The 19,140-nt window shown below is 72.0% G+C and carries 15 protein-coding genes; 10 read left to right on the plus strand and 5 right to left on the minus strand.

What is annotated here, in order from left to right; translation table 11 throughout:
• Positions 1 to 37: 37 nt before the first annotated feature.
• Complete coding sequence (locus tag ACXDC7_RS08720; RefSeq protein WP_459221871.1) at positions 38 to 2,161, plus strand: heavy metal translocating P-type ATPase; 2,124 nt, start codon at positions 38 to 40, stop codon at positions 2,159 to 2,161.
• Here ACXDC7_RS08720 and pabB read toward each other — a convergent pair.
• Together pabB and aceE are read right to left on the minus strand one after the other, a co-directional pair.
• Positions 2,085 to 3,914 carry an aminodeoxychorismate synthase component I gene (pabB, locus tag ACXDC7_RS08725; RefSeq protein ID WP_459221872.1) on the minus strand — a complete coding sequence of 610 codons (1,830 nt, stop codon included), beginning with the start codon at positions 3,912 to 3,914 and terminating at the stop codon, positions 2,085 to 2,087. The two genes, ACXDC7_RS08720 and pabB, sit on opposite strands and share 77 nt — an antisense overlap.
• Positions 3,886 to 6,648 carry a pyruvate dehydrogenase (acetyl-transferring), homodimeric type gene (gene aceE / locus ACXDC7_RS08730; RefSeq protein WP_459221873.1) on the minus strand — a complete coding sequence of 921 codons (2,763 nt, stop codon included), beginning with the start codon at positions 6,646 to 6,648 and terminating at the stop codon, positions 3,886 to 3,888. Before aceE ends, pabB begins: the two co-directional genes overlap by 29 nt.
• Positions 6,649 to 6,998: 350 nt before the next feature.
• On the opposite strand from aceE, the gene ACXDC7_RS08735 reads away from it, so the two are divergent.
• Together ACXDC7_RS08735 and ACXDC7_RS08740 are read left to right on the plus strand one after the other, a co-directional pair.
• Positions 6,999 to 7,370 (plus strand): DUF3052 family protein, encoded by a 372-nt coding sequence (locus ACXDC7_RS08735; protein ID WP_218843956.1) that lies wholly within the window; start codon positions 6,999 to 7,001, stop codon positions 7,368 to 7,370.
• Positions 7,367 to 7,843: a redoxin domain-containing protein gene (locus tag ACXDC7_RS08740; RefSeq protein ID WP_179443911.1), complete on the plus strand. Its 477-nt coding sequence runs from the start codon at positions 7,367 to 7,369 to the stop codon at positions 7,841 to 7,843. The genes ACXDC7_RS08735 and ACXDC7_RS08740 overlap by 4 nt, the downstream gene beginning before the upstream one ends.
• Before the next feature lie 5 nt (positions 7,844 to 7,848).
• On the opposite strand, the gene menC is transcribed toward ACXDC7_RS08740, so the two are convergent.
• Genes menC through ACXDC7_RS08755 form a run of 3 tightly spaced genes read right to left on the minus strand, consistent with a single transcriptional unit; the run spans position 7,849 to position 10,837 of the window.
• Entirely contained in the window at positions 7,849 to 8,973 is a 1,125-nt protein-coding gene (gene menC, locus ACXDC7_RS08745; RefSeq protein WP_459221874.1) for an o-succinylbenzoate synthase, read from the minus strand.
• The gene (locus ACXDC7_RS08750) at positions 8,970 to 9,680 is read right to left on the minus strand and encodes a hypothetical protein (RefSeq protein ID WP_459221875.1); all 711 of its coding nucleotides are present in this window, start codon (positions 9,678 to 9,680) and stop codon (positions 8,970 to 8,972) included. The genes menC and ACXDC7_RS08750 overlap by 4 nt, the downstream gene beginning before the upstream one ends.
• A 2-nt stretch (positions 9,681 to 9,682) precedes the next feature.
• Complete coding sequence (locus tag ACXDC7_RS08755) at positions 9,683 to 10,837, minus strand: M20 family metallopeptidase (RefSeq protein ID WP_459221876.1); 1,155 nt, start codon at positions 10,835 to 10,837, stop codon at positions 9,683 to 9,685.
• 92 nt (positions 10,838 to 10,929) lie between these two features.
• Here ACXDC7_RS08755 and ACXDC7_RS08760 point away from each other — a divergent pair, with 92 nt between their 5' ends.
• The 7 genes from ACXDC7_RS08760 to ACXDC7_RS08790 all read left to right on the plus strand — a co-directional run bounded on the left by ACXDC7_RS08760 (position 10,930) and on the right by ACXDC7_RS08790 (position 19,108).
• Positions 10,930 to 11,862, plus strand: a complete 933-nt coding sequence (locus ACXDC7_RS08760; RefSeq protein WP_459221877.1) for an ROK family protein — start codon at positions 10,930 to 10,932, stop codon at positions 11,860 to 11,862.
• Positions 11,863 to 11,864: 2 nt separating this feature from the next.
• On the plus strand, positions 11,865 to 12,680 hold the full coding sequence (locus tag ACXDC7_RS08765; protein WP_459221878.1) for a serine hydrolase: 816 nt from the start codon (positions 11,865 to 11,867) through the stop codon (positions 12,678 to 12,680).
• 118 nt (positions 12,681 to 12,798) lie between these two features.
• Positions 12,799 to 14,625 carry an ABC transporter substrate-binding protein gene (locus tag ACXDC7_RS08770; RefSeq protein WP_179443905.1) on the plus strand — a complete coding sequence of 609 codons (1,827 nt, stop codon included), beginning with the start codon at positions 12,799 to 12,801 and terminating at the stop codon, positions 14,623 to 14,625.
• Between the two features lie 4 nt (positions 14,626 to 14,629).
• Positions 14,630 to 15,655, plus strand: a complete 1,026-nt coding sequence (locus ACXDC7_RS08775) for an ABC transporter permease (protein WP_459221879.1) — start codon at positions 14,630 to 14,632, stop codon at positions 15,653 to 15,655.
• On the plus strand, positions 15,652 to 16,527 hold the full coding sequence (locus ACXDC7_RS08780; RefSeq protein ID WP_459221880.1) for an ABC transporter permease: 876 nt from the start codon (positions 15,652 to 15,654) through the stop codon (positions 16,525 to 16,527). Before ACXDC7_RS08775 ends, ACXDC7_RS08780 begins: the two co-directional genes overlap by 4 nt.
• Entirely contained in the window at positions 16,524 to 18,173 is a 1,650-nt protein-coding gene (locus ACXDC7_RS08785) for an ABC transporter ATP-binding protein (protein WP_459221881.1), read from the plus strand. Before ACXDC7_RS08780 ends, ACXDC7_RS08785 begins: the two co-directional genes overlap by 4 nt.
• Positions 18,173 to 19,108, plus strand: coding sequence for a S66 peptidase family protein (locus tag ACXDC7_RS08790; protein WP_459222815.1), 936 nt, complete (start codon positions 18,173 to 18,175; stop codon positions 19,106 to 19,108). Before ACXDC7_RS08785 ends, ACXDC7_RS08790 begins: the two co-directional genes overlap by 1 nt.
• Positions 19,109 to 19,140 lie beyond the last annotated feature (32 nt).

Consider the following 19,140-nt stretch of genomic DNA (forward strand, 5'->3'; position numbering starts at 1 on the left):
TCTTGTTCAGATACCCCTAGGGGGTATAGTGCGAGACATGACCGAACACCAGCACCAGCCGGAAGAATCCATGCCGATGGCCGGCCACACCGGGCATGCGGGCCACGGCGAAGGCCATACCGGGCACGCGGGTCACGGCGGGCACGGCGACCACGCGGCCCAGTTCCGGCGACTGTTCTGGGTGATGCTGGCACTGGCGATCCCGACGGTGGCCGCCAGCCCGATGTTCGCGATGCTGCTCGGCTACCCGTTGCCCGACTGGCCCTGGCTGCGCTGGCTCTCGCCGGTCCTCGGCACGGTGATGTACCTCTGGGGCGGCCGGCCCTTCCTGACCGGCGCCGTCTCCGAACTGCGCGCCCGGCGCCCCGGGATGATGCTGCTCATCGCCCTCGCGATCACGGTCGCGTTCCTGGCCTCCTGGGGCGCCACGCTCGGCCTGCTGGACCACCAGCTCGACTTCTGGTGGGAGCTGGCGCTGCTGATCGTGATCATGCTGCTCGGGCACTGGCTGGAGATGCGCTCGCTGGCCCGGACCAGCTCCGCCCTGGACAGCCTGGCCGCGCTGCTGCCCGACACCGCCGAGCGGATCGACGCGGACGGCGGCACCAGCCAGGTCGATCCGAGCCTGCTGGCCGTCGGCGATCTCGTGCTGGTCCGGCCGGGCGGCCGTCTGCCGGCCGACGGTGAGGTCAGCGACGGCGAGGCCAGCGTGGACGAGTCCATGATCACCGGAGAGTCGCGCCCGGTCCGGCGCGGCATCGGCGACCCGGTCGTCGCCGGCACGGTCGCCACCGACTCCGCCCTGCGGGTCAGGGTCACCGCGACCGGCGACCGGACGGCGCTCGCCGGGATCCGCAAGCTGGTCGCCGACGCGCAGAGCTCCACCACCCGTGCGCAGCGCCTCGCCGACCGCGCCGCCGCGTGGCTGTTCTGGTTCGCGCTGGCCGCCGCGGTGATCACAGTGATCGTCTGGTCGGTGCTCGGGATGCCGGACCAGGCCGTCGTCCGCGCGATCACCGTGCTGGTTATCGCCTGCCCCCACGCGCTCGGTCTGGCGATCCCGTTGGTCGTCTCGATCTCCACCGAGAAGGCGGCCCGCAACGGCATCCTGATCTCGGACCGGTTGGCGCTGGAATCCATGCGCACGGTCGATGTGGTGCTCTTCGACAAGACCGGTACGCTCACCCGTGGTGAGCCCGTCCTGGTCGGCGCCCGGCCCGCACCCGGCACCGACGAAGATCAACTTCTCGCCCTCGCCGCTGCCGCCGAGGCCGACAGCGAGCACCCGCTGGCCCGCGCGATCGTCACCGCGGCAGCCGAACGCGGCCTGTCCGTGCCGCGTGCCCGCGACTTCACCGCCTCGCCCGCCCTCGGTGTCACCGCCACCGTCGACGACCGGACGGTCGCCGTCGGCGGGCCGGCGATGCTGGCCAGCGCCGGTGCCGATCCGCTGGAAACCTCCGGTGAACCGGGTTTCGGGCCGGCCGCCACGGTCCTGTCCGTCCTCGTCGACGGCCAGGTGATCGGCGCGCTGGCCCTCGCCGACGCGATCCGCGCCGAGTCGCGCGAGGCGGTCGCCGGCCTGCGCGAGCGGGGCATCGAGGTCGTGATGATCACCGGCGACGCCCGATCGGTGGCCGACGCCGTCGGCGCACAGCTCGGCATCGACCGCGTCCACGCGCAGGTGCGTCCCGAGGACAAGGCCCGAGTCGTCGGCGAGCTGCAGGCCGAGGGCAAGCGGGTCGCCATGGTCGGCGACGGCGTCAACGACGCACCCGCCCTGGCCCGGGCCGATGTCGGCATCGCCATCGGCGCCGGGACCGACGTGGCCGTCGCCTCGGCCGGTGTGATCCTGGCCAGCGACGACCCGCGCGGTGTGTTGTCGGTGATCACGCTGTCCGATGCGGCGTACCGCAAGATGAAGCAGAACCTGTGGTGGGCTGCCGGCTACAACCTGATCTCCGTGCCGCTGGCCGCGGGCGTCCTCGCACCGATCGGCTTCGTGCTGCCGATGGCGGTCGGCGCCGTGCTGATGTCGCTGTCCACGATCATCGTCGCGCTGAATGCGCAGACCCTGCGGCGGCTCAACCTGTCTCCCGAGGCGGTCGCCCCGACCCTCGCGGCGACAGCTCTGCCGGCCGCCAGCCGCGCAGGGAGTTGATCAGCGCGAGCCCGGCGGCCGACCCGAGCCGGTCGGCGGGGATCGACCGCTCGACCAGGATGCCGGCGTCGAGCAGCCGGGCGCGTTCGATCCCGGGCAGGCAGCCGTCGGTCGTCGGCGGGGTGCACCACTTCCCGTCGATCAGCGCGACGACGTTCGCCGTGGTCGCCTCGGTGATCATGCCGGCGCGGTTCACCAGCAACACCTCGTCGGCGCCCGGGTGGGCGGCCCGGGCTCGCTCGTGGACCTCGCGGTTGGTCGTCTTGTGGTGCAGCCACGGGTTGTCCGGATCGACCGGTTCGGCCCGGTGCACGGCAAGCGCCAGCGGTCGCGCGGGCGGGTCCGGCGGGGGAGCGAGGCGCACCGTCGCCGTTCCGTCGCGGGCGAGCTCCAGGCGTACCCGCGCGCGGTCGACCCCGGCCAACGCGGCGGCCACCGCGCGCTCGACCCGGTCACGGTCGAAGGCGAACCCGAAATGGTCGGCCGAGGCCGCCAGTCGGGCCAGGTGCGCGGACAGATTCACCGCGGTGGGTACGCCGTCGCGCTCGGCCACCCCGAATGTCTCCAGCAGCGCGAACGGCGCCACCGGCTGGCCGAGCACCCGTGCCTTCGCCGCGAGCTCTGCCCATTCCGCGGCCGGCTCGGAATCCCAGGTGATGGCGCCGCCGACGCCGTAGCTGGCGGCACCCTGCGCGTCGAGCACGACCGTGCGGATCGCGACGTTGAACTCCGCTCGCACCGGTGCGCCCGGCGGTGCGACGTAACCGATGGCGCCGCAGTAGAGGCCGCGGCCGCGCCCCTCCAGCTCGGTCAGCAGCTTCGCCGTGCTGATCTTCGGAGCGCCCGTGATCGAGCCGCAGGGGAAGAGTGCGGCGAAGATCTCGGCCAGCCCCACGCCCGGTGCGGGGACGGCGCGGATGTCGGAGACGAGCTGCCAGACCGACGGATAGCGCTCCGCGCGCAGCAGCTCGCTCACCGCGACCGTGCCCGTGCGCGCGATCCGGCCGAGGTCGTTGCGCAGCAGGTCGACGATCATCACGTTCTCGGCGCGCTCCTTGGCGCTGGCCAGCAACCGCTCGCGGGCGACGGCGTCCGCGGCGACCGACACCCCGCGCGGGGCCGTGCCCTTCATCGGGCTGCACAGCAGCTCGTCGGCGCTCCAGCGGAAGAAGCGTTCGGGGCTGGCGCTCGCGACGACCCGGTCGCCGACCCGCAGCAGCGCGTGGAAGGAACCGTGCTGCGCGCTCGCCAGTTGGCGGTAGAACGCGGCCGGATCGCCCGGGACGTGTCCGCGCAGGGTGGTCGTCAGGTTCGCCTGGTAGGTGTCGCCGCGCGCGATCGCCGACCGGATCGCGGCCACCCGGTCGCGATGCTCGGCGGCCGACCACGCCGGTTGCCAGGGACCGGTCGGGCCGGGCCCCTCGGCAGGGAGGCCGGACAGCGCCGGCGCGACCCGCGGCGGATCGGTGATCATGAACCACGCCAGAGGCAGTCCGTCTGCCGCCGACGGCGCCCGCGGAACCGGCAGGAAGGCGGCCGCCGCGTCGTAGCCGACGAATCCCGCCGCCCACGCGCCGGCCGCGGTGGCCCGCTCCACCTGTCGCAGCACCGGGCCGACCTGGTCGATCCGGACGGCCGACAGCTCGGCGCGCGGGGCGCCGAAGATCAGCGCCCGGTCGGCGACGAGGTCGTCGAAGCGGGCGGAGCCCCGACACCGCCCGGGCTCAGGCGTCGCCGCCCTCCTGGGCGACATCGGCAACCGCGGTCGGATCCCCCAACTGGTAGGTGTCGTAGGCCTTCGCCGCGGTGTCGTGATCGAACTGGCCGTCGGCCGCCAGGGCCTGCAGCGTACCCACCACGATCGACGGGGCGTCGGTGTTGAAGTACCGGCGCGCGGCCGCCCGGGTGTCGGCGAAGCCGAACCCGTCGGTGCCGAGCGCGTGGTAGCGGTTCGGCACCCACGGCTGGATCTGGTCCTGCACCTCGCGCATGTAGTCGCTGACCGCGATCACCGGGCCCTCGGCGCCCTCCAGCGCCTTGGTCACGAACGGCACCCGCGGCTCCTCGGTGCCGTGCGCGCGGTTCCACTCGTCGGCCTCGACGGCATCGCGCCGCAGCTCGTTCCACGAGGTCACCGACCACACCGTGGCGGCGACGCCATGATCGTCGGCGAGGATCTGCTGCGCCTTCAGCGCATCCGGCATCGACACTCCCGACGCCAGGATCTGCGCCTTCGGCCGATCCTCGGCGCCGTCCGGCGCATCGGCGTACCGGTAGATGCCCTTGAGCAGCGCCGCCACGTCCAGACCCTCGGGCTCGCCCGGCTGCGGCACCGGCTCGTTGTAGACGGTCAGGTAGTAGATGACGTTCTCCCCGCCGGGGTGCTCGTCGGAGCCGTAGTCATACATCCGGCGCAGGCCGTCGCGGACGATGTGGGCCACCTCGTAGGCGAATGCCGGGTCGTAGTGCACGATCGCCGGATTCGACGCGGCCAGCAGCGGGGAGTGCCCGTCGGCGTGCTGCAACCCCTCACCGGTCAGCGTGGTACGCCCGGCGGTGGCCCCGATCAGGAAGCCGCGGCCCAACTGGTCGGCCATCGCCCAGATCGAGTCGCCGGTGCGCTGGAAGCCGAACATCGAGTAGAAGATGTAGACCGGGATCATCGGCTCGCCGTGCGTGGCATATGCCGTGCCGGCGGCGGTGGTCGAGCCCATCGCGCCGGCCTCGGAGATGCCTTCGTGCAGCAACTGCCCCTGCGCGGACTCCTTCCACGACAACAGCAGCTTGCGATCGACCGAGTCGTAGTTCTGCCCGTGCGGGGAGTAGATCTTGGCCGTCGGGAACATCGAGTCCATGCCGAAGGTGCGGAACTCGTCGGGCGCGATCGGCACGATCCGCTTGCCGATCTCCGGGTCCTTCATCAGGTCGCGGAGCAGCCGGACGAAGGCCTGGGTCGTGGCGACCTTGTTGTCGCCCGCCGACGCGAGCAGCGGGGCATAGGCCTTGTCGCCCGGCAGGGTGATCGACTTCGGCTTCGCCCGTCGCTCGGGCAGGAAACCGCCGAGCGCCTTGCGTCGCTCGAGCATGTAGGAGATCTCGTCGGAATCGGCGCCCGGGTGGTAATAGGGCGGGTTGTAGGGGTCCTCCAGCGCGCTGTCGGGGATGTCGAGATACAGCCGGTCCCGGAAGCTCTTCAGATCCTTGCTGGTCAGCTTCTTCATCTGGTGGGTCGCGTTGCGGCCCTCCAGCGCCTCGATGGTCCAGCCCTTGATCGTCTGCGCCAGGATCACCGTCGGCTGGCCGACGTGTTCGGTCGCCGCCTTGAAGGCCGCATAGACCTTGCGGTAGTCGTGACCGCCGCGCGGCAGCTTGGTCAGGTCGTCGTCGGAGAGGTCGGCGACCATCTTGGCCAGCCGGGGATCGTCGAAGAAGTTCTTGCGGATGAAGTCACCCGACTCGACCGAATAGGTCTGGAACTGGCCGTCCGGCGTGGTGTTCATCTTGTTCACCAGGACGCCGTCGGAATCCTTGGCCAGGAGCGGATCCCAGCCGCGGCCCCAGAGCACCTTGATCACGTTCCAGCCCGCGCCGAGGAAGGTCGACTCCAGTTCCTGGATGATCTTGCCGTTGCCACGCACCGGTCCGTCGAGCTGCTGCAGGTTGCAGTTGATCACCCAGGTGAGGTTGTCCAGGCCCTCCCGGGCCGCCACCCCGATCGCGCCCAGCGACTCCGGTTCGGCCATCTCGCCGTCGCCGAGGAAGGCCCACACCCGCTGCTGGGAGGTGTCGGTGATGCCGCGGTTGTGCAGGTAGCGGTTGAACCGCGCCTGGTAGATCGAGTTGATCCCGGTCAGGCCCATCGAGACCGTCGGGAACTCCCAGAAGTTCGGCATCAGCCGCGGGTGCGGGTAGGACGACAACCCGTTGCCGGGGCCGTGGCTCACCTCCTGGCGGAACGCGTCGAGCTTGGCATCGTCCAGGCGGCCCTCCAGATAGGCGCGGGCATAGATGCCGGGCGAGGCGTGACCCTGGAGGTAGACCTGGTCCCCGCCGCCGGGATGGTCCTTGCCGCGGAAGAAGTGGTTGAAGCCGACCTCGTAGAGGCTGGCCGCGCTCTGGTAGGTGGCGATGTGCCCGCCGACCTCCAGGCCCTTGCGGTTCGCCTTCGACACCATGACCGCGGCGTTCCAGCGGATGTAGGCGCGGATCCGGCGCTCGACGTGCTCGTCGCCGGGGAACCACGGTTCCTTCTCCGGCGGGATGGTGTTGATGTAGTCGGAGCTGCGCAGGGCGGGCAGGCCGATCCGGTTCTCCCGGGCGTGCTCCAGCAGCTTCAACATGATGAACCGGGCGCGATGTTCACCCGATTCGGCGAGCAGGCCGTCGAGCGAATCCAGCCATTCCCGCGTCTCCTCGGGATCGATGTCCGGCAACTGGCTTGCCGTGCCCTCGGCGGTGATCGCGGGGCGGTCTCCGGGCCTTGCCATGGTGCTCCTTCACACGTGCCTGCTAGTGGCGCCGCCGTGCGGCGTGCCGACCCGCCCGGGGTGGGGGTGGCCGGTCTTGTTTCATTCTGGCACCGACGCGCCGCCGTGCCGAACCGCGTGCGGTGCCGACGGCACCGACCCGGGCGTCGAGCCCGGCGAACCCGGGGTAGGCAGGCCGCGCCACCTCTGGCAATCTGACATGTCAAGCGGCCCCGCAGCGGGCCGGATTCCGAGTAACAGAAAGTGTCGCGGTGCGGCCGATGACGAGGGTGGAGGAGTAGGTGGGTACGTCGCAGAAGTCCGGGGATCGGCCGACCGGGGGCAAGGGCCCCGCGGGCCCGGCACACGATCTGGAGCCGGGCCAGGTGGTCCAGGAGCTCGGCTGGGACTCCGATGTCGACGAGGATCTGCGCGAACAGATCGAGTCCGCGATCGAGGGCGAGCTGATCGAGGACTCGGTCGACGCCGTGGACGTGGTGGTGTTGTGGTGGCGAGACGACGACGGCGACGTCGGCGACGGCCTGATGGACGCACTGACCGACCTGACCGATGACGGCCGGATCTGGCTGCTCACCCCGAAGGTGGGCCGGGACAACTATGTCGACCCCGCCGACATCGCCGAGGCGGCGGCCACCGCCGGCCTGGCCATGACCAGCACCATCGCGGTCTCCGGGGACTGGTCGGCGAGCAAACTGGTACGCACCAAGGGCGCGCGGCGGTGAGCACCGGGGGCGCGCCGGCCGCAGGCGATCCCGCGCCGGACTTCACCCGACCTGATGCGCACGGCACCCCGGTCACGCTGTCCGAGGCGCTCGGGCAGACGCCGGTGCTGCTGGTCTTCTACCCGTTCGCGTTCACCGGCACCTGCACCGGCGAGCTGGCCCGTCTGGCCGAACTGCATCCGGAGTTCCTGGCGGCCGGGGTGCGGCCGATGACGATGTCGTGCGATGCGCCGTTCAGCCAGCGGGTCTTCGGCGAGGCCGAGCGCCTGCCCTTCCCGATGCTCAGCGACTTCTGGCCGCACGGCGACACCGCGCGCGCCTACGGGGTCTTCGAGGCCGAGCGCGGATGCGCCGTCCGCGGGTCGTTCCTGATCGGCCGCGACGGCGTCGTCGCCTGGTCCGTGGTGAACCCGATCGGGGCCGCCCGCGACATCGACGACCATTTGGCCCGCGCCCGCGCGCTGGGCGACTGATCCACTCAGCGGGCCAGCTCGCGCGAGCCCACCCGGAACCGGCCCAGCACGTCCGGGTCCACCTCAACGCCGAATCCCGGGCCGCGGGGGACCGCGACCACGCCGCCGCTCATCGTGATCGGCTCGGTGATGATGTCGGTGGCATAGAACCGGTCCGAGCCGGAGATGTCGCCCGGCAGCGTGAAGCCCGGCAGCCCGGCCAGCGCCGCATTCGCCGCCCGACCGATGCCCGTCTCCAACATGCCGCCGCACCACACGGCCACCCCGTTGGCCCGGGCGAGGTCGTGGATCTGCCGGGCCGCCAGGTAGCCGCCGACCCGGCCCGGCTTGATGTTGATCACGGAAGCGGCGCCCAGGGCGATCGCATCGGCGGCCGCCTGCGCCGACACGATCGACTCGTCCAGACAGATCGGGGTGTCGAGCTGGCGCGCCAACGCGGCATGCTGGCGCAGATCGGCCTCGCCGAGCGGCTGCTCGATCAGCAGCAGGCCGAACTCGTCGAGCCGGCGCAGCCGGGCGGCATCGGCGAGCGTGTACGCCGCATTGGCGTCGACCTGCAGCAACAACTCGTCGCCGAACGCGCGGCGTACCTCCCGAACTGCGTCGATGTCCACGCCGGGTTTGATCTTGAGCTTGATCCGGGCGTACCCGGCGTCCAGATAGCCGCCGACCACCCGCACCAGCTCGTCCGTGCTCGGCTGCAGTCCGACCGAGACCCCCGACGGCACGGTGTCGCGGGTCACCCCGAGGTGATCGGCGAACGAGCGCCCGCCCGCCCGCAGTTGCGCGTCCAGGACCGCCATCTCCAGCGCGGCCTTGGCCATCGGGTGCCCGACGACGGGCGCGAGGCGTTCGGCCACGGTCTCGGCGCTCAGCTCGTCGGCGGCGAACAGGACCGGCGCGAGCCAGCGCTCGATCACCTGGGCCGCGCCGTCGGCGTACTCGGCCGAGTACAGCGGCTCGGCCATCGCGACGCACTCGCCCCAGCCGGTGACCGGCTCGCCGGACCCGACGTCGAAGCGGCCCTCGACGAGGTAGGCGCGCCGCTCGGTCTGGGTGCCGAACGAGGTGGTGAACGGTGCCATCAGCGGCAGGCGCAGAGCGTGCAGGGTGAGCGAGCGCAGCTTCATCGAGACTCCTGGTGGGCGAAGGTGTAGGCGCCGCCCCGGCCGCCGGCCGGGCGGACGAAGCCGGTGGCGGACAGGCCGGCGGCGAAGGCGGCGACGAAGCGCTTCCGGGTCCGCAGGCGCCAGGCCCGCGCCGCGTCGGGGTCGGTACGCCGCAGCGCCTCGATGTCGGCCGGGATCTCGATCACCAGCTCCGGGTCGGGTGGCGCCGGCGGGTCGGGCGCGGGCGCGACCGGCCAGGTGAGGAGGATCCGGTCGCTCGGCTGACCGGCGTTGATCTCGTCGCGCATCTCGCCGTAGTGATCGACCAGGTACTCGACCGGACGCGCGCCGAGCACCGACAGGTTGAACCACGCGTTGCGGGCCACCAGCGGATCGAAGGTCCAGGTGATCGACCCGACGCCGCGCTCGGCACACCAGGCGCGCTGGTGGTGCTTGATCACGCGGCCTGCGCCGCGCTCGGTCGCGCCGACGATGTGGGAGTGCAGCGTCGCGTTGCCGGGCGGGCCGAAGAAGCCCAGGCCGGCGCCCACATCGGCGCCGTCGTGCTCGGCGATCACCACATAGTTGCCGGAGTGGGCGAGCGCCACGATCGTGTTGGCGTCGATCCCGGCGCCACCGGCCCAGATCGTCTCGATCACCGCGACCACCCGCCGGGCGCCGGCGGCATCGTGCACCGCGTGTACCCGCACGGGCGTACCGGCGTCCATGATCAGTCCAGCAGCCGCGCGACGAGCCCGGCGAGCAGCGCGGTTCGGGGCCCGAGTTGATCGACGAGGGCGTGTTCGTGGTCGGCATGCGCACCGTCCCCGACGGCGCCCATCCCGTCCAGGGTGGGTACGCCGGCCGCCGCGGTGAAATTGCCGTCCGAGCCGCCGCCCACCTCCATGGTGCCGGGGGCGACGATGCCGAGCTCGGCGGCCACCTCGGTGCCCAGGTCGACCAACCCGGCACCGCTCGCGGGCTCCATCGGCGGGCGGTTGATGCCGCCGTCGACCCGGATGCTCGCGTCGGGCAGCACCGGGGTGAGCGCGTGCATCGCCGCATCGACGCGCTGCTGCTCCTGCGCGGTCCGGGCCCGGGAATCGACCTCGACCCAGGCGGTGGCGGGAACCGTGTTGATGGCAGTCCCGCCGCCGAGCGTGGTCGGGGTGACGGTGGTGCCGAGCGCGGCGTCGCCGAGCCCGGCGATCGCGGCGATCTGGTGCGCCAGCTCCAGCCCGGCGTTGACCCCCTTCTCCGGGTCCAGCCCCGCGTGGGCGGCGCGGCCGGCGATCTCGACCAGGTAGCGCGCCACGCCCTTGCGCCCGACCTTCCAGGCGCCGCCCGGTCCGGCCGCCTCCAGCACCAGCGCGGCCCGCGCCCCGGCCGCCTCGGTCAGGATCAGTTCGCGCGAGGTGGGGGAGCCGATCTCCTCGTCCCCGGTCACCAGCAGGCACACCCCGCGGGGTGGGCGGCCGGCATCGCGGAGCAGCGCGAGCGCGTGGATCGCCATCACCAGGCCGGTCTTCATGTCGAACGAGCCCGGTCCGCGGATCACGCCGTCGGTCACCGCGAACGGCAGCCGGGCGAGCGTACCGATCGGCCACACGGTGTCGAGATGGGCGAGCAGCAGGACCCGGTTCGGTGCCGCATCGTCGCCGCGGACCCGCAGGTGCGTGCAGCCGTCGACCACCAGCGACTCCGCCGCCAGGCCGGTGCGCTCGGCGATCAGTGCTGCTGCGTCGGCCGCCGCGGCCGCGACGGCCACCCGGTCCGCGGTCGGCGTCTCCCGTTCGATCAGCCGTCCCAGGTCCGCCAGCATGTCGGGCACGCGCCCCTCGGCGTCGGTCAGCAGCCCAGCATCGGTGCGGAACGGTGTCGTCATCGGGTCCTCTCCGGCACGGCGGCCCAGCGGTGGAAACAGCTCGCAGCTTACGGCGCGGCGCGTGGCACGCGGGCCCGGCTAGAGTCGCGCGGGTGACGCAACGGGTCCTCGCCATCGACATCGGTGGCACCAAGGTCGCGCTCGCCATTGTCGACGAGACCGGGGCGCTACTCACCGAGACCATCGTGCCCACGCTCCGATCGGCCGACCCGGACGCCGTCTATGCGCCGGTCGGTGCCGCGGTCGGCGCCATGCTGGCCGACTGGGACGGCGAACCGCCGCGGATCGGCATCGGCTCGGCCGGTCCGATCGACGGGCCCGCGGGCAGCATCAGCCCGGTCAACATCGGAGCCTGGCGCGATTTCGGGATCGTGGATCGGGTGCGGGCCAGCGCCCGCGAGGCGACGGGATCGCCGCCGGGCTCGGTGACCCTGATCGGTGACGGTCACGCGATCGCCCTCGGCGAGTACTGGTTGGGCGCGGGGCGCGATGTCGATTCCATGATCGGGATGACCGTCTCGACCGGGGTCGGCGGCGGAGCGGTGATCAACGACGAACTGTTCACCGGCACGACGGGCAATGCCGTCCACGTCGGTCACATCACCGTCGACCTCGCGGGGGAGCGCTGCGTGTGCGGCGGGCACGGCTGTGTCGAGCTGTACGCCCGGGGCCCCGCGCTGACCGCCGCCGCCGGCGCCCGCGGGCTGGCGGTCGCCGATGCCCGCGAACTGACCTCGCTCGCCCGCGACGGCGACCCGGTCGCGCTCGAGGTGATCGACGAGGGGATGCGCGCGCTGGCCGCCGGGATCGCCACCGCGGCGACCATGCTCGACGTCTCGGTCGTCGTGCTCGGCGGCGGCGTCGCGAAGGCCGGGCAGGTGATCTTCGACCCGATCCGCCGCCACCTCGGCGCCTATGCGGCGCTGCCGTATGTCCGGGGGCTCGAGCTGCGGGCCGCGGAGCTCGACAATGCCGGCCTGCTCGGCGCCGCCGCCGTCGCGCTCGGCCGGGTGGAACTGCGCTGATCATGGATCGGATCGAACTGCCCGACCTGCCGGCCGAGGCCGACTGGTCGGTCTGCCTGCGCGATGCCGCCAGCGGCGAGGTGCTCGGTGCCGCGTGGCCCGAGCGGGTACTGCGTACCGCCAGCGTCGGCAAGATCTTTCTGCTGATCGAGTGCGCGCGCGCCTTCGCCGCCGGTGAGCTCGATCCGGCCGAGCCGCTGCGGCGTACCCCGGAACTGATGGTCGCCGACTCGGGCGTGTGGTACCTGCTGGCCACCGACGCCCTGCCCGCGGCGGACCTGTGCACGCTCGTCGGCGCCTTCAGCGACAACCTCGCCACCAATGTGCTCATCGAGCGAGTCGGGATCGACGCCGTCGCGGCGACCGGCCGCGCGCTCGGGATGCGCGACAGCGCGCTGTTGGACCGGATCCGTTGGCCGCGCGGGCCGCAGGATCCGCCGACCCTGTCGGTCGGTACCGGCGCGGAGCTGTCGGCGATCATGGCGGCCCTGCACCGGGGCGAGGTGATCGACGCGGCCGTCTCCGCGCGGGTCGCGCGCTGGCTGGCCGCCGATGCCGATCTGTCGATGGTCGCGGCCGCGTTCGGTCTCGACCCGCTGGCGCACGCCGACCCCGACCGCGGGATCACCCTGATCAACAAGACCGGGACGATCGCGACCGCCCGGATCGACATCGGGACCGCGGACGGCCCGGCCGGTGCCGTCGCGTATGCGGTCGGCGCGAACTGGAGCGAGGCCGTGGATCCGCGCGATGGTGTGCTCGCGGCGATGACAACGATCGGGCATCGGATCCGCGTCGCCATCGGCGCGGGGGCTTGACCGCGGCCGCGCTGCGGTGGTTCGTTGCTGCTGCGTCGCACGCGCGTGGTTGCTCCGACGGTGCACGCGAACTGGCTGCATCCGCGCGGGGTGCACGGGAGACGAATCGAGGGTCACAGTGGATCGGCTGAAGCGGCGTACCCTGCCGAGGCGGTGGCTTGCCGCCATCGCGTCCCTCGCCCTCGCGCTCGGGCTTGCGGTGACCGGCGCGAGCGCGCCGGCGCGGGCCGAGGATCCGCCACGGCTGCGGGTCGCCCTGACCAGCGACATCGACACCCTGAACCCGTTCCAGGCGGTCTTCCTCACCAGTACCGGCCTGCTGCGCTACCAGTACGAGGTGATCGTCGGCGTCGGCGTCAACAACGAGCCCGTGCCCGGGCTGGCATCGGAGTGGACGACATCGCCCGATGCCAAGGTGTGGACCTATACCTTCCCCGAGGGGCGGCTGTGGTCCGACGGGCAGCCGCTGACGGCCGAGGACGCCCGCTGGACCCTGCAGTCGATCAAGGACAACGAGGCCCTCGGGACGGCCAACGGTGGCCTGGTCGAGAACATGGCCGAGATCGCCGCGCCCGACCCGCAGACCCTGGTGATCACCCTCACCGAGCCACAGGCATCCAATCCGGGCTTCGAGATCCCGATCGTGCCCAAGCACGTCTGGGAGAACGTCGATGCCGAGACCTACCCCAATGATCGCGACACGGTCGGCTCCGGGCCGTACGTGATCAAGAGCTATGCCCAGGGGCAGAGCGTCGATCTCGACGTCAATCCGAACTTCTGGCGGGGTCCAGCGCCCAATGGCGGCCTGACCTATGCCGTCTACCGGAACCTGGACGCCGCCGTGCAGGCGCTGCGCTCGGCCGAGGTGGACTTCGTCACCCAGCTCACCCCCGCGCAGTTCGACTCGCTGGCCAACCAGCCGGGCATCACCACCAATCCCGGCAACGGCCGCCGGTTCACCTCGGTGAACATCAACCACGGTCAGCGCGGGCCCGACGACACCGAGTACGGCGACGGCAATGCCGCCCTGAAGGATCCGCTGGTCCGCCAAGCGATCATGCACTCGATCGACAACCAGGCCCTGATCGACCGGGTCCTGCAGGGCTACGGCGAGCCCGGCGTGACCCAGGAGCCGCCGGTGTATCCCGACTACTTCGGGCTGGCCGCCGGCACCGAGCCCTATGCCTTCGATCCGGCCGAGGCGAATCGGCTGTTGGACCAGGCCGGGTACGCCCGCGGCTCGGACGGCAAGCGGCTCGGGCCCGATCGCAAGCCGCTGCAACTGCGGATGCTGGTCCGCAACAGCGACCCGACCCACACCCAGATCGCCGACTTCGTCAAGGCCTGGCTGGCCGACGTCGGCATCGGCGTCGATGTCTCCGCGATGAGCGCGAACCAGCTCGACGAGGTGACCACCGCCGGCAACTACGACCTCTACGTCAGCGGCTGGTCGATCAATCCCGACCCGGACTACCAGTTGTCGATCAACACCTGCGACCGGCGGGTGGACGCGGAGGGCAACGGCAACAGCGAGGCGAACTACTGCAATCCCGAGTTCGACGAGTTGTACGCCCAGCAGCACACCGAGCTCGACCCGGCCCGGCGCGCCGAGCTGGTGAAGCAGGCCTGGTCGATCATGTACCGCGACGCCGTGGTGCGGCCCGTCTACTACCAGCAGCAGCTCGAGGCGTACCGCAGCGACCGGTTCGACGCCTTCACCCGGCAGCCGGCCGAGGGCGGGATCATCGCGTACCAGAACTACTACTGGGGCTTCCACGCGGCGGCCCCGGCGGCGCCCGCGGCCGGACCGGGCGGAGCAGGCGGGGCCGGGGGCGGCATGCCGGTCGGCGGCTGGGTCGCCATCGGTGTCGGTGTGCTGCTCGCGATCTTCGGCGGGGTCTACCTGGCCAGGCGGCGCGGCACCTCCGCCGACGACCGGGAGTGACCGGGTGAGCCTGCCCGCCGCGGAGCAGGTCGCCGAGACCAGGGCCGCCCCGCCGCGGACCGGGATCGGCCGCTACCTGGCGGCCCGGGCCGGCGGCGCCGCGATCAGCATGCTGCTGGTGGTGGTGCTGGGCTTCTTCCTGTTCCGGCTGATCCCTGGCGACCCGGTGCGGACCATCACCGCCGGTCGGCCGGTGACCGCCGAGCAGGTCGAGGCGATCCGCCGCCAGCTCGGGTTGGACCAGCCGGTCTGGGTGCAGTTCGGCAAGTATCTGTCCGGCCTCGCCAGCGGCGACCTCGGCTGGTCGTTCGTCTACAACAAGCCGGTCGCCCAGTTGATCGCCGACTATCTTGCCCCGACGCTGCTGCTCACCGGGACCGCCTTCGTGTTGTCGGTGACGCTCGGGCTGTGGCTGGGTCAGAAGGCGGCGTGGCGGCGCGGCGGCTGGTTCGACCAGAGCCAGACCGCGATCGCGCTGGTGTTCTGGTCGGTGCCGACGTTCTGGCTCGGGCTGTTGTTGCTGTTGATCTTCGCCGGCGGCCTGCGGCTGTTCCCCTCCGGCGGCATGGTCACGGCCGGCGCGCAACTGTCCGGTTTCGCCCTGGTCGCCGACATCGCCTGGCATCTGGTGCTACCGGCACTGACCATGACGGCGGTGATCTATGCCCAGTACCTGATGGTGATGCGCGCGTCGGTGCTGGAGGAGATGGACGCCGACTATCTGGTCACGGCCCGGGCCAAGGGACTGACCGAGGACCGGGTCCGCACCCGCCATGCGGTGCCGAATGCGCTGTTGCCCACGGTGACGTTGATCTTCGTCAACTTCGGCTTCCTGATCGGCGGGGCGGTCACCGTGGAGACCGTGTTCTCCTGGCCCGGCCTGGGCTATCTCACCTATCAGGGCCTGAGTACGCCCGACCTTCCGCTGCTCCAGGGCACCTTCGTGGTCTTCTCCGCGGTGGTGATCGCGATGAACCTGGCCGCCGACATCGCCTACCGCTTCCTCGACCCGAGGCTGCGGACCGCATGAGCACGGTTCGAGGCGGGTCCAGGATCGGCGGGGCGTGGGCGCAGTTCGCCGCCGACCGCGGCGGGATCGTCGGTCTGGTGGTGCTGCTCGTGGTGATCGTCATCGCCGTGCTCACCCCGCTGCTGGTGCCGCTGGAGAGCCTGGACGTGACGCGGGTGACGGCACGCTCCAACGAGCCGCCGTCGGCGGCGCACCTGCTCGGCACCGACCCGCTCGGCCGCGACGTGCTGGGCCTGTTGCTGTGGGGCTCGCGGATCTCGCTGCTGGTCGGCTTCGCCGCGACCGCGGTCGCGATGGTGCTCGGCACCGTGATCGGCATGATCGCCGGGCACGCGCGGGGGCCGGCCGAGGTGATCTTGATGCGGGTCGTCGACTTCTTCCTGGTGGTGCCCGATCTGTTGCTCGCGATCGTGCTGGCCGCGGTGCTGCCGCGCAGCCCGGGGACGATCATCCTCGCCATCGGCCTCACCTCGTGGGCACGCAATGCCCGGCTGGTCCGCGCGCAGACCCTGACGATCGAGGCGCGGCCCTACATCGAGCGGGCGCGGGCGCTCGGCGCCGGCGACGGTCGCATCCTCGGTCGGCACGTGCTGCCCGCTGTGCTGCCGCTGGTGCTGGCCACCACCACGCTCGCCGTCGGCTCGGCGGTGATCGCGGAGTCGACGCTGTCCTTCCTCGGCCTCGGCGACCCGAACACGATCTCCTGGGGGTCGATGCTGCGCTCGGCCCTGGACAGCGGTGCGGCGACGGCCGGCTACTGGTGGTTCGTGTTGCCGCCGGGCCTGGCGATCGTGGCGATCGTGCTGAGCTTCACCCTGGTCGGCCGCGCGCTGGAGGCCGTGGCGAATCCGAGCCTGCGGGGCCGGCGATGACCGCGGCACTGGAGTGGCGCGGGGTGAGCGTCGACTATCGGATCGGCGCCGAGCGGTTCCGGGCGGTCGACGACGTCGATCTTGCCGTGCCGGCCGGCGGCACCGTCGGTATCGCCGGGGAGTCGGGCAGCGGCAAGTCGACCCTGGCGATGTCGGCGCTGCGGTTGCTGCCGCGCAGCGCCGAGGTGAGCGGGGAGATCCTGCTCGACGGCGAGGACGTCACGTCGATGCGCTGGGGGCGGTTGCGCGCGGTGCGGTGGACCGAGGCGGCGATCGTCTTCCAGGGGGCCATGCATTCGCTGAACCCGGTACGCCGGGTGGGAGCCCAGATCGCCGAGGCGCTGGAGCTGCACCCGACCGACGGTGCCCGCTCGCCCGAACAGGTCCGGGCCCGGGTCGGCGAACTGCTCGGCCTGGTCGACCTGCCGGTCGAGCGCGCCGATGCCTACCCGCACGAGCTGTCGGGCGGGCAGAAGCAGCGGGTGATGATCGCGATGGCGCTGGCCTGCGATCCCGACGTGATCATCGCCGACGAGCCGACCACCGCCCTGGACGTCGTGGTCCAGGCGCAGGTGCTGCAGGTGCTCTCCGGGCTGGTCCGCGACCGCGGGCTGACCCTGGTCATGATCAGCCATGATCTTTCCGTGCTGGCGGCGACCTGCGAGCGGATCGTGGTGATGCGCGACGGCCGGATCGTCGAGCAGGGCCCGTCCGAGCAGGTGATGCGGGACCCGCAGCACGAGCACACCCGGGAGCTGGCCGCCGCCTTCCCGGTGATCGGCGATCCGGCGTCTCGCTACCGGGTCGGCCGCCGGGCCGGATCCGGACAGGCGGCGGCGCCGGCAGGCGATGCGCGGGCCGAAGCGTCCGGCACCCCGCTGCTCGCCGTGCGTGGGCTGACCGTCGACTTCCGCGTCCGCGGCGGCACCCTGCGAGCGGTCGATCAGGTCTCGCTCGACCTGCACGCGGGCGAGATCGTCGCGTTGGTCGGGCAGTCCGGCTCCGGCAAGACGACGCTCGCGCGGACCATCCTCGGGTTGCAGCGCCCGACCTCGGGGGAGGTGCGGCTGGCCGGACAGCCGCTGCCGACCAGCCGCGCCGGGCTCAAGGCGTACCGCCGGAAGGTGCAGTTCGTGCTGCAGGACCCGACGGGTTCGCTCAACCCCAGGCAGACCGTCGGCGATGCCGTCGCCGAAGGGGTTCGCATCCATCGCCTGCCCGGCGCGGAGGCCGAGCAGGTCGAGCGCGCACTGCGCCGGGCGGAACTGGTGCCGCCGGAGCGGTTCACCGGGCTGCTGCCCGCCCAGTTGTCCGGCGGGCAGCGGCAGCGGGTGGTGATCGCGGGCGCGCTGGCGCTGGAGCCGGATTTCCTGGTCGCCGACGAGCCGGTGGCCAGCCTGGACGCGTCGGTACGCGGCGAGATCCTCGCGTTGTTGCAGGACCTGAAGAATGATCTTGGTCTGGGGGCGCTGGTGATCACCCATGATCTCGGTCTGGCCTGGAACATCGCCGACCGCGTGGTGGTGATGACCGATGGTCGGATCGTGGAGGAGGGGCCGACCGAGCGGGTGCTGCTCGACCCGCAGCACGACTACACCCGCAAACTGCTGTCGGTGGTGCCGTCGCGGCTCGGCGCACGGTCGTGATGCAGTCCGTCCCCGACATCGCGATGGGGCTCGGCCCGCTGACACCGGGCGATCGCGTCGCGCTGGTCGCGCCGGCCGGTCCTCCGCCCGCGGCGCTGCTCGAACGCGGCGCGGCGCTGTTGCGCGACTGGGGCCTCGTACCGGTGATCTTCCACTCCGCGCTCGCCCGGCACCCGCGCGCGGACTATCTGGCCGGACCCGATGCCCGGCGGGCGGCCGATCTGGTGGCCGCATGGCACGACCCGTCGATCACCGCGATCTTCTGCGTCCGCGGCGGCTACGGCACCGTGCGCGTGCTGGATCTGCTGGACGCCGAGGCAATGGCGACCGTCGCGCCCAAGCCGGTGTACGGCAGCTCCGACATCACTGCGCTGCACGAATGGCTGCGCGAGCGACTCGACGTGCCGAGCTGGTTCGCCCCGATGATCGCCACCGCTGACCTGCTCGACGATGCCGCGGCGATCGCGTCGCTGCGGGCCGCGGTGTTCGACGGACCGGCCGGGCGGTCCTGGTCGGCGGGCACGGCCCGGACGCTGGTGCCCGGCCGGGCGCGCGGACCGCTGATCGGCGGCAATCTCTCCCTGCTGGCGATGACGATCGGCGCCCGCGGGCGGCCGGCGATCCACAACGCGGGTGCGATCGCGCTGCTGGAGGACGTCACCGAGGACGTCTACCGGCTCGACGGGCACCTGCAGACGCTGGTGCGGGCCGGCTGGTTCGACGACATCGCCGGGATCGCGCTCGGCAGCTGGCGCGACTGCGGGCCGCCGGAGCAGATCCGTGCCCTGATGGTCGAGACGCTCGGCCCGCTCGGCGTACCGCTGGCCGCCGACCTCGGATTCGGTCACGGACCGGCGGCGCACAGCCTGCCCCTCGGCGTCCCGGTCACCCTGGCGGCGCCGCCGGAGGGTACGCCGAGCCTGTGCGCCGGGTGAGCGCATGGACGCGCCGGAGTGCACCGGCTAGC

The sequence above is a fragment of the Naumannella huperziae genome (genome assembly GCF_054073625.1).